Source organism: Streptomyces sp. NPDC059900 (assembly GCF_050270335.1).
Classification (GTDB): Bacteria; Actinomycetota; Actinomycetes; order Streptomycetales; family Streptomycetaceae; genus Streptomyces.
This window is the reverse complement of record NZ_JBNNJZ010000143.1, coordinates 6,976-16,955: the sequence shown is the minus strand read 5'-3', so window position 1 is coordinate 16,955 and position 9,980 is coordinate 6,976. Positions and strand designations below refer to the sequence as shown.

Annotated in this window: 9 protein-coding genes; 6 read left to right on the top strand and 3 right to left on the bottom strand. The window is 70.5% G+C overall.

Features of this window, described 5'->3' with window-relative positions:
* The 5 genes from ACQKIP_RS20305 to ACQKIP_RS20285 all read left to right on the top strand — a co-directional run.
* The coding region (locus ACQKIP_RS20305) for an ABC transporter substrate-binding protein (protein WP_427743652.1) at positions 1 to 1,046 on the top strand (1,046 nt) is incomplete at its 5' end.
* The gene (locus tag ACQKIP_RS20300; protein WP_365855023.1) at positions 1,043 to 1,990 is read left to right on the top strand and encodes a carbohydrate ABC transporter permease; all 948 of its coding nucleotides are present in this window, start codon (positions 1,043 to 1,045) and stop codon (positions 1,988 to 1,990) included. The genes ACQKIP_RS20305 and ACQKIP_RS20300, both read left to right, overlap by 4 nt.
* Positions 1,983 to 2,837, top strand: coding sequence for a carbohydrate ABC transporter permease (locus ACQKIP_RS20295; RefSeq protein ID WP_365855021.1), 855 nt, complete (start codon positions 1,983 to 1,985; stop codon positions 2,835 to 2,837). The genes ACQKIP_RS20300 and ACQKIP_RS20295 overlap by 8 nt, the downstream gene beginning before the upstream one ends.
* 51 nt (positions 2,838 to 2,888) lie before the next feature.
* Complete coding sequence (locus ACQKIP_RS20290; RefSeq protein WP_365855019.1) at positions 2,889 to 3,914, top strand: Gfo/Idh/MocA family protein; 1,026 nt, start codon at positions 2,889 to 2,891, stop codon at positions 3,912 to 3,914.
* A complete protein-coding gene (locus ACQKIP_RS20285) occupies positions 3,911 to 4,921 on the top strand; it encodes a Gfo/Idh/MocA family protein (RefSeq protein WP_365855017.1) in 1,011 nt (336 codons plus the stop codon). Before ACQKIP_RS20290 ends, ACQKIP_RS20285 begins: the two co-directional genes overlap by 4 nt.
* Positions 4,922 to 4,948: 27 nt before the next feature.
* Here the strand turns inward: ACQKIP_RS20285 and ACQKIP_RS20280 are convergent, their stop codons facing one another.
* Positions 4,949 to 6,367, bottom strand: a complete 1,419-nt coding sequence (locus tag ACQKIP_RS20280; RefSeq protein WP_365855015.1) for a CAP domain-containing protein — start codon at positions 6,365 to 6,367, stop codon at positions 4,949 to 4,951.
* A gap of 181 nt (positions 6,368 to 6,548) precedes the next feature.
* Here ACQKIP_RS20280 and ACQKIP_RS20275 point away from each other — a divergent pair, with 181 nt between their 5' ends.
* The gene (locus ACQKIP_RS20275; RefSeq protein WP_365855013.1) at positions 6,549 to 7,916 is read left to right on the top strand and encodes a radical SAM protein; all 1,368 of its coding nucleotides are present in this window, start codon (positions 6,549 to 6,551) and stop codon (positions 7,914 to 7,916) included.
* Here ACQKIP_RS20275 and ACQKIP_RS20270 read toward each other — a convergent pair.
* Positions 7,913 to 9,316, bottom strand: coding sequence for an AMP-binding protein (locus ACQKIP_RS20270; RefSeq protein WP_365855011.1), 1,404 nt, complete (start codon positions 9,314 to 9,316; stop codon positions 7,913 to 7,915). The genes ACQKIP_RS20275 and ACQKIP_RS20270 overlap by 4 nt on opposite strands.
* Before the next feature lie 238 nt (positions 9,317 to 9,554).
* Complete coding sequence (locus ACQKIP_RS20265; protein WP_365855009.1) at positions 9,555 to 9,842, bottom strand: DUF4190 domain-containing protein; 288 nt, start codon at positions 9,840 to 9,842, stop codon at positions 9,555 to 9,557.
* Positions 9,843 to 9,980 lie beyond the last annotated feature (138 nt).

Genomic DNA, 9,980 nt, shown 5'->3' with positions numbered 1-9,980 from the left:
GGTCGAGCTACTGGACCACCCTCAAGACCTCCATGCGCGGCGGCACCGCCCCCGACGTGTTCTGGATGAACGCGGTCAACCTCCAGCTGTACGCCTCCAGCGGCGTCCTGGAACCCCTCAGCGGCCACATCAAGAGCGACGCGACCCCCGTGGACCGCCACCCCGAAGCGCTCGTGAAGATCTACGCCTACCAGGGCACGCAGTACGGCATTCCGAAGGACTTCGACACCATCGGCCTCTGGTACAACAAGGCACTCTTCGACAAGGCGGGCATCAAGTACCCGGACGAGACCTGGACCTGGGACGACGTACGCGACGCCGCCGCCGAACTCACCGATCCGGGCCGGCGCGTGCACGGCATGGCCGCCGAGATGGACCGCCAGGGCCAGCTCTACCCCGCCATCTTCGGGGCGGGCGGCTACGTCCTGGAGGACGGGAAGTCCGGCTTCGGCGACGAGCGTTCCATCGAGGGCCTGCGCTACTGGACCGACATGATCGACCGCGGTTGGTCACCGCCGCAGAGCGCGATGGTCGAGTCCAAGGGCCGCAACCGCTACTGGTCGGAGAAGACGGCCATGTACTACGACCTCTCCGCCATGGCCGGCCAGATGTACGCCGTGCCCGCCCTCAAGGACCACGGCGGCGTCGCCGTCCTGCCCAAGGGCCGCGAGCGCGCCACGATCATCCACGGCCTGGCCAACGTCATCTCCGCCAAGAGCCGCAAGAAGGCGGCGGCCTGGAAGTTCGTCCACTTCATGGCGGGCCGCAAGGCCGCCGAGATCCAGGCGTCGGCGGGCGTCACCATCTCCTCGTACGAGGGGACGCAGGACGCCTGGTTCAAGTCGATGCCCGAGTTCGACCTGAAGCACTTCGTCGAGATGCTGGACTACGCCGTGCCCTACCCCAGCTCGAAGAACACCGCGGTCTGGGAGAACCTCCAGTACCCGCTCCTGGGCGCCGCGTTCAGCGGCAAGGGCGGCATCGAGAGCGCCGCGCGCACGCTGGGCGAACAGATGGACCGGGCCCTGAAGGAGGAGCGCGCATGATGAGTGTCTTTCCCTCCACGGCCGCCGCGAAGGCGAAAGGGCGCGGCAGACCCGCCACCGGCACCGCACCCAAGTCCCGCAGCCAGCGCGCCGCCTATCTCTTCGTCGCGCCGCTGGGCATCGGCTTCGCCGTCTTCTACTTCTGGCCGCTGCTCCAGACCTTCTTCTACAGCTTCACCGAGTTCGGCGCGTTCGGCGGCAACACCTGGATCGGCACGGACAACTACGTGCGCGTCCTCAAGGACGTCACCGTCTGGCAGGCGCTCGGCAACACGCTGATCTACTGCGTCATCGGGCTGCTCGCCCTGCCGCTCGCGATCGGCGTCGCGGCGCTGCTCAACCGGCGCGGACTGCGCGGCGTCCCGGTCTACCGCGCCCTCTACTTCGTCCCGTTCGTGACGCTGCCCGTCGCCGTCGGCCTCGTCTGGAACTGGCTCTACAACGGCGACTACGGACTGATCAACGAAGTCTTCGAGTTCTTCGGCGCGGACCGCCGCTACTGGGTCTCCGACCCCACCACCGCCGTGTACGCCATCGGCACCGTCATGGTCTGGTCGACCACCGGCTACTACTTGATCATCTTCATGGCGGGCATCAAGGGCATCCCGCAGGACTACTACGAGGCCGCCGAATTGGACGGCGCCGGGCCGCTGCGCCGCTTCTTCACCATCACGCTGCCGCTGCTCAGCCCGACGATCTTCTTCGCGTCCATCATCTGCATGATCAACTCACTGCAGACCTTCGACCTGATCTACATCATGATGGCCGAGAAGAACCCGGCGATCGGCGACACCCAGTCCGTGGTGAGCCTCTTCTACAAGTGGGCCTTCATCGAGAACGCCCAGGGCGCCGCCGCCGCGCTCGCCTTCCTGCTCATGCTGATCATCGCGGCGCTGACGCTGGTGCAGTTCAGGCTGCAGAAGAGGTGGGTGCACTATGCGTGAGTCATCCGTACGGTCGCCGGGGCGCCGACGCTTCAACGCCGGGTCGGTCGCCACTCATACGGTGCTCTCGCTGGGCGCCCTGGTGATGGTCTTCCCCTTCCTGTGGCAGCTGCTCACCGCGGCCAAGTCCCTCGCCGAGACGGCCAAGGTGCCGCCGACCTTCCTGCCCGACACCTGGAACTGGTCGAGCTTCGAGGAGGTCTTCTCCGCGCTGCCGTTCCGGGAGATGCTCTTCAACAGTGTCCTCAACACCGTGGGGCGCACGGTCGGGCAGCTGGTGTTCTGTTCCCTCGCCGCCTACGCCTTCGCGCGCATGCAGTTCCGGGGCCGCAACGTCCTGTTCGCGCTCTTCCTGTCCGTCCTCATGGTGCCGAGCTCGCTGCTCGTCCTGCCGCAGTACGACATCATCCAGCGGCTCGGCCTGCTCAACTCCGCGCCCGCGCTGTTCCTGCCCGGCATGTTCAGCGCGTTCGGCACGTTTATGCTGCGGCAGTTCTTCCTCACGCTGCCCAAGGAGCTGGAGGAGGCCGCGCGGATCGACGGAGCGGGGGCGTTCCGCATCTTCTGGTCGATCATGCTGCCGCTCGTGCGGCCCGCGCTCGCCGCGCTGGCCGTCATCACCGCGATGTGGTCGTGGAACGACCTCCTGTGGCCGCTGATCGTGAACACCGACCCGCAGAAGATGCCCATCAGCGCCGGACTGACCTCCCTGGAGGGGCAGTTCGAGACCAACTATCCCGTGATGATGGCCGGTTCGCTGATCGCGAGCCTGCCGATGCTCGTCGTCTACGTCTTCCTGCAACGGCACTTCGTGCAGAGCGTCGCGCTCTCCGGCTCCAAGAGCTGACCCCCGCCTCAGGACCACGAAACCTCACGACCACGAAAGGTAACTCTGCCCATGCGAATAGGCCTGATCGGCGCGGGCGGCATCGCCCGCGCCCATCTCCCCGGCTGGCTGGAACTGGGTGCGCGCGTCAGCGTGTACACCGTCGACGGCTCGGCGGAGAAGCTCGCCGCCGAGAACGCGGGGCGCGACATCGCCGTGGCGGGCAGCCTCGACGAACTGCTCGCCGACTGCACGGCCGTCGACATCTGCACCCCCACGCCCACCCACAAGGAACTCGCCCTCGCGGCCGTCGCGGCGGGCCGGCACGTCATCTGCGAGAAGCCGCTCGCGCTCGACGCCGCCGACGCCGAGGAGATCGCGGCAGCCGCCGAAGCGGCGGGAGTCAGGCTGCACCCGGCCCATGTCGTGCGGTACTTCCCGGCGTACGCGGCCATGCAACGGGCAGTGGCGAAGGGCGAGTTGGGCGACCTCGCGGTGCTGCGGTTCACCCGGGGCGGGGCGCGCCCGCAGTGGGCTCCCTGGTTCGCCGACCCCGCCCAGTCCGGCGGCGTGATCATGGACTTGATGGTGCACGACATCGACATCGCCCGCTGGATCGCGGGCGACGTGGTCCGCGTACACGCGCAGACGCGCGGCGTCGAGCACGCCACGGGCGCCGAGCGGGCCGAGGTCGTGTCGGCGACCGCCGTCCTCACCCACGCCTCCGGCGTGATCAGCCACATCACCGGTCTGTGGGGCCTCGCGGACCAGCAGTTCCGTACGACGTTCCGGGTCGCGGGCAGCGACGGACTTCTCCGGCACGACTCCACGTCCGTGCCCGGCTACCGCATCACCGCGCAGGGGGTGCGCGCGGCCAACGAGGGCATCCCGTCGAGCCCGATGACGGAGAGCCCCTACCTGTCCGAACTGCGGGAGTTCGCGGCCTCCTGGCAGGAGGGCGGCGGTGATCCCCGGGTGAGCGCCAGGGACGGGATCGAAGCGGTGCGGATCGCCGAGGCGGCGGTGGAGTCGAGCCGTACGGGCCGGGCGGTCGAGATCCGCACGGGTATCACGAGCACGAAGGGGGTCACGCGATGAAGGTCGCCGTGCTGTCGTTCGCCCATGTCCACGCGGCCGGATACCTGCGGCTTCTGTCCCGTATGCCGGGTATCGAGGTCATCGGCAGCGACCCGGACACCGCATCGGCCGCGCCCGGCGAGGTGCGGGGGCGCGCGTTCGCCGAGGAGATGGGGGTGGCGTACGCGGACACGTACGAGGAGGTGTTCGCCTGGGGCCCTGACGCGGTGATCGTCTGCTCCGAGAACGCCCGCCACCGGCCCTTGGTGGAGCTCGCCGCGTCGCACGGCGTGGACGTCCTGTGCGAGAAGCCCCTGGCCACGACCGTGACGGACGGCGAGGCGATGCTGGCGGCCTGCCGGGCGGCCGGAGTGCGGCTCGCGGTCGCCTTCCCGGTGCGCTTCAGCCCCGCGTACGCGGCCGTCAAGGCGGCCGTCGCTTCGGGGGACGCGGGCCGGGTCCTGACGGTGTCCGGCGCGAACAACGGGTCCATGCCGAGTGTCCGGCGCTGGTTCGCCGACCCCGAACTCGCGGGCGGGGGCGCCCTGATGGACCACACGGTCCACATCGCCGACCTCCTGGACGACCTCTTCGGCGAGGCCCGTCCCGTCGACGTGTACGCCCAGACGAACAACCGCATGTACGCGGGCGAGGTCGACGCCGAGACCAGCGGCCTGGTCACCGTGACCTACGACAACGGCTCGGTGGCCACCATCGACTGCAGCTGGTCGCACCCCCGCTCCCACCACTCCTGGGGCGGGCTCGAACTCACCGTGGTCGCCGAGCGGGCGACCCTGGAAATGGACGCCTTCGACCAGGCGGTCCACGGCTTCAGCGAACGCCGCGGCCAGGGCCTGGAACTCCCCTTCGGCGCCGATCTGGACGAGCTGATGCTGCGCGCGTTCCTGTACGGCCCCGGCGAGGGCGGCATGGACGTCGCCGACGGCGAGGGCGGCCTGCGGACACTGAAAATCGTGGCGGCGGGCTATGAATCGGCCCGGAGCGGGGTGCCGGTGGCGGTGGGCTGAGGGGTGTGGCGGGGGCGTCCGGGGGTCTCAGCCGCCGAAGAGCTGCGTCCAGTACGTTCCCGCCGAGCCGCCGCCCGCGAAGCCGACGCCGAGGTGGGTGAAGGCGGGCTTGAGGATGTTGGCCCGGTGGCCGGGGCTGTTCATCCAGCCGTCCACCACCTCGGCGGGCGTGCGCTGCCCGCAGGCGATGTTCTCGCCGATCGAGCGGTGCGCGCTGCCCGCGGCGGACGCGCGGTGCCAGGGTTCGCCGCCGTCCGGCGAGGTGTGGGCGTAGAAGGCGCGGGCGATCATGTCCGCGCTGTGGTTCTGCGCGGCCACGGTCAGGAGCGGGTCGGGGGACAGCGGCCGCAGACCGGCCGCCGTCCGCTCGGCGTTGGTGAGCCGCAGCACGGCGTTCCCCCACTCCGCGAGGCCCTGCGCCGTGAACGGGGCGGCCCACAGCGCCGTCCAGTAGAGGTCGCCGGAGCGTGCGTCGGCGGTGTGGGCCACCCCGACCTGCGTGTACGCCCGGCCGTGCACCGTACGCCGCGACTGCTCGCCCGAGAGGCAGTACTCCACGAAGTCGGCGGCCGTGCGCGGCCCGGACACCAGATGCTCGCCGATGGCCAGGTACGCGTACCCGCCCGCGACGACGCGCTGGTAGAGGGACGTGCCGTCCGCATGCTCCGAGCTGAGCACGGACCGCGCCGCCATCCCGGCGGCATGCGCGCTCGCGGCGGCCGTCAGCCGGGCGTCGAGCGTGACCGGCGGCGCGCCCACCGAAGCGCGCGAGGCGTTGACCAGCGGGAGGAACCCGTCGGGGTCGGCCGGCCCGGAAGAGGAACCCCCGGGCCGCAACGAACCGGCAGGAGCCCCCGGCCACGACCCGGACGAGGCGCCCGCCCGCGCACCGGACGAGGCGCCCGTCCGTGCACCGGAAGCGGCGCCCGGCCGCGCACCGAAAGCCACCGGCGGCTGCGGCGCCTCGTCCTGCGCCACCTCCACCCCGAAGTCCCTGGCCACCCCCGCGAGCCCGTCCGCGTACCCCTGGCCGATCGCCCGCAGCTTCCACCCCGGCCCCCGGCGGTAGATCTCCGCGAGCAGCAGCACCGTCTCGCGGTCGGGGCGCGGCGGTGTGAAACGGGCCACGAGCTGACCGCCGGGCCCGTGCACCTGGAGCGTGATGCCGGGAAGGCGGCCCAGGGGAGTGCCCGGCTCGGCGGGGCTGACGGCAACGGTGACGCGGCTGGCACCGGCGCGCAGATGCCGCCCGTCGACCGTGACGGAGTCGCCCCGGAGCCGGGCGCCGGGCGCGGCGGGCTGGTTGTAGAAGACGAAGTCGCCGTCGCCCGCGACCTTCCCGCCGTCACCCGTGACGATCACGGACAGGTCGAAGGGCCCCGGCACCCGCAGCGTGACGGCGCCGTCCGGCAGCGGCACGTTCCCCCCGGCGACCAGCTCGTTCATGCAAGGACAACGCGAGAGCGCCACCACCGGGTTCCCGGCAGGACCGGGTGCCGCACAGGACGGCACGGCAGGGGCGGAAGGGCGCTGAGACCGGAGCCGGATCCGCGCCGAAATCGGCGGGTATTAGCGTGGGGTCCACGGGAAAGCACAATTCACCGACAGGATCCGAGGTGCCCGGCAGATGGCAAGCCGCAGGGAGAGCCGTACCCAGCTCGTCGAAGGACTCATGGAGCGGTTCCCGCAGGTGCCGCGAGAGGCGGTGATCAAGGAGGACCTGCTCAGGGGCGGAATGGCCTTCGACGAGTCCGCCCTGAGCGACAACGAAGGGGGCGAGGTCAAGCCGAAGTCGTACTTCATCTTCTCCTTCGACCACAGCACCCTGCCCGAGCTCGGCGCCGCGGCCCTGCGCCGCCCGCCCGAGGAGATCGTTCTCACCGGCGGCCCTTACGACCTGCGCCGCACGGTCGTCTCGGTCCGCGTGAACCCCTCGTCGCCCTACCGCGTGGCCGCGGACGACGACGGCGTCCTGGGCCTCTACCTGGACGGCGTGCGGATCTCCGACGTGGGCCTGCCGCCGATGCCGGACTACTACCGGCACACGCTGGAGAACGGCAAGTCCGTCATGGAGGTGGCGCCCACCATCCAGTGGGGCTACCTGATCTACCTGACCGTCTTCCGGGTCTGCCAGTACTTCGGCGCCAAGGAGGAGTGCGGGTACTGCGACATCAACCACAACTGGCGCCAGCAGAAGGCCGCGGGCCGCCCCTACACGGGCGTGAAGCCGATGGACGAGGTCCTCGAAGCCCTCGCCATCATCGACAAGTACGACACCGCGAAGTCCTCCACCGCGTACACGCTCACCGGCGGTGCCATCACCTCGAAGCTCCAGGGCAAGGACGAGGCCGACTTCTACGGCCAGTACGCCAAGGCCATCGAGGAGCGCTTCCCCGGCCGCTGGATCGGCAAGGTCGTCGCGCAGGCGCTGCCCAAGGCGGACGTGCAGCGTTTCCACGACTACGGCGTGCGGATCTACCACCCCAACTACGAGGTGTGGGACCCCTACCTCTTCGAGCGCTACTGCCCCGGCAAGGAGCGCTACGTGGGCCGTGACGAGTGGCACCGCCGCATCCTGGACTCCGCCGAGGTCTTCGGGCCGCGCAACGTCATCCCGAACTTCGTGGCGGGCGTGGAGATGGCGGAGCCGTTCGGCTTCAAGACGGTCGGCGAGGCCATCGACTCCACCGTCGAGGGCCTGCAGTACTTCATGTCGCGCGGCATCACGCCCCGCTTCACCACCTGGTGCCCGGAGCCCACGACACCGCTGGGCAAGGCGAACCCGCTGGGTGCCCCGCTGGAGTACCACGTACGTCTCCTGGAGGCGTACCGCGCGACGATGGAGGACAACGGCCTGTCGTCGCCGCCCGGATACGGTCCTGCGGGGCCGGGGCGCGCGGTGTTCTCCGTCTCCTCCTTCATGGACAGCCTGGCCCCCGAGGCGGCTGCCCCCGAGGACCAGGTGTCGCAGACCGCGGCCACCGGCAGGGCCTAGGCCGACGCCTCCGCGGCGTCTACGCGGCCGGTCACCAGCAGGTCGCCGTCCGGCAGACGCCGCGCGAGGTGACCGGTGCGGAAGTAGCCGTCGGCGGTGAAGCAGCGTGCGTTGAGCACGGGCGCACGGTAGTAGCCGCGCGGGGTGTACGGGCCGCGGGCGAGGAGCTCGCCGGCCTCCCCGTCGGGCACGTCCTTGCCGTCGGCGCCGGCCACGCGGATCTCGTCGTCCGGCGAGAGCGGGCGGCCCCGCGTGGCCGGCCCGGTCTCCTCCGGACCGTCGGGCCGGGCGAGGACGAGGAGACCCTCGGCCATGGCGAAGACCCGCTGCACGCGGCGGCCGAGGCCGTCGGTGGCCACCGGCTCGGCGGTCTCCCGGTCGGTGGGCGCGCCGCCGAGCTGCACCAGCCGCAGACTGCTCATGTCGGCCCCGGCCCCGGCCGCGGGCAGCGCGTCGAGCCAGAGCCGGGCGGTGGCGGGCGTGAGGGACGTGACGGTGACGCGCTCCCGCCCGACGGCCGCAAGGCCAGCAGCCGGTGACCGGTCCTCGGGCAGGACCACGGTGCCGCCCGCGCAGAGGGTGCCGAGGATGCCGGGGCAACCGAAGGCGAGGTTGGACCCGGCGGGCAGCGCGGCGAGGTATACGTCGTCCTCGGTGAGCGACACCGCATCGGCGGCGGCCCGCGCCTGGTAGGCGTAGTCGTTGTGGGTACGCGCGATGAGCTCGGGCGGCGAGGCGGCGCCTTCTGCTGTGCCTTCGGCGACTTCGGTGTCTTCGGAGAGCAGGAAGAACGCCACCTGGTCGGCGCTCTGGTCGAGTGCCGGACCGGGCGGGGCGTCGACGGAGCCCAGCGGGAAGTAGTGACAGCCCGACGGATCGGTCGTCATGCCGCCGTACGGGGATGCGGTGCCGGGCGCCTCAAGGGTGAACACCCGCCGCAGAAAGGCCCCTTGGGCCGCGATGTCCGCGGCCATCGCCGTGTGGTCGAAGCCTTCGTACGTCGAGGGCCCGACGTAACCGGCGGCCTGGCTGACCCGCGCGACGTGCGCCATCTCGGACGCGCGGCGCGAGAGGGGACAGATCACGGGGATCGCGCCGACGCGCATCAGCGCGAACACGGTGACGACGAACTCGGGGACGTTCGGAAGCTGGACCATCACCCGCTGCCGGGGCCGGACGCCGCGCAGCCGGAATCCGGCGGCCGTGCGGTCCACGCGCCGGTTCAGATTCGCGTACGTGAGGCGGGTGGCGCCGTGCACGAGCGCGGTCCGCGGTCCGTATTGCAGGGCCCAGCCGCGTAGCAGGTTCTCCAGGGTGTTGCCGCGCCAGTGCCCGGCCGACCAGTAGCGGTCGGCGAACTCCGGGGGCCAGGGCGTGCAGCCGTCGAGCATGGTTGGCATGCGCTGGTCGCGTCCCCTTCCGGCTCTCGATTCCGGGGAACGACCCCGCTGTCCTGACCCGGCAACCCAATCGGTCGGCGCCCGCTCACCGCAATGTGCTTTTCGAACCAGGAACGCTGAATTCCGTCGGCGGAAAGTCCAATGGGGATTGCTGTCGCACACAATCCGGTGGGGAATGCGCGGCATGCGCATTCCCCACCGGTGGAACTCAAGACCTGCCCTGGTGCCGACCCGCGCGTCAACTGCCGACGTACCAGGTGAATCCGCCGTTGGACGCGGCGACGGAAATCAGCACGATGAACAGGATGACGTCGACGATACCGAGGATGACGGCCGCCTTGGCCATGCCGCCGCTGCCCTTGGCGGCCCTCTGGCGCAGGGCGACGGCACCGAAGATGATCGCGAGCGGCCCGAGGACGAAGTTGAGGAAGAACACCCCGACGATGCCGCAGACGAGTCCGGCTACTGCGAGACCATTCGTCCGGGAGGCGGAAGAGGCCGCTGACGAACCACCGAAAGCCGACATGATCACACTCCTTGGAGATCGCATTTCAGCCTTGCGTGCCTTGCGTGACGAAACTCCGAGTGCCCGGGTATTCAGTACGTAATCAGCCGACCGGATTTCATGGTTGAGGATTCATCTTGCGGCGGGGTCCGGATCCTG

Coding starts and splice junctions, on each gene's coding strand:
- ACQKIP_RS20300 (WP_365855023.1), top strand. CDS start 1,043: ATGATGAGTGTCTTTCCCTCCACGGCCGCCGCGAAGGCGAAAGGGCGC.
- ACQKIP_RS20295 (WP_365855021.1), top strand. CDS start 1,983: ATGCGTGAGTCATCCGTACGGTCGCCGGGGCGCCGACGCTTCAACGCC.
- ACQKIP_RS20290 (WP_365855019.1), top strand. CDS start 2,889: ATGCGAATAGGCCTGATCGGCGCGGGCGGCATCGCCCGCGCCCATCTC.
- ACQKIP_RS20285 (WP_365855017.1), top strand. CDS start 3,911: ATGAAGGTCGCCGTGCTGTCGTTCGCCCATGTCCACGCGGCCGGATAC.
- ACQKIP_RS20280 (WP_365855015.1), bottom strand. CDS start 6,367: ATGAACGAGCTGGTCGCCGGGGGGAACGTGCCGCTGCCGGACGGCGCC.
- ACQKIP_RS20275 (WP_365855013.1), top strand. CDS start 6,549: ATGGCAAGCCGCAGGGAGAGCCGTACCCAGCTCGTCGAAGGACTCATG.
- ACQKIP_RS20270 (WP_365855011.1), bottom strand. CDS start 9,316: ATGCCAACCATGCTCGACGGCTGCACGCCCTGGCCCCCGGAGTTCGCC.
- ACQKIP_RS20265 (WP_365855009.1), bottom strand. CDS start 9,842: ATGTCGGCTTTCGGTGGTTCGTCAGCGGCCTCTTCCGCCTCCCGGACG.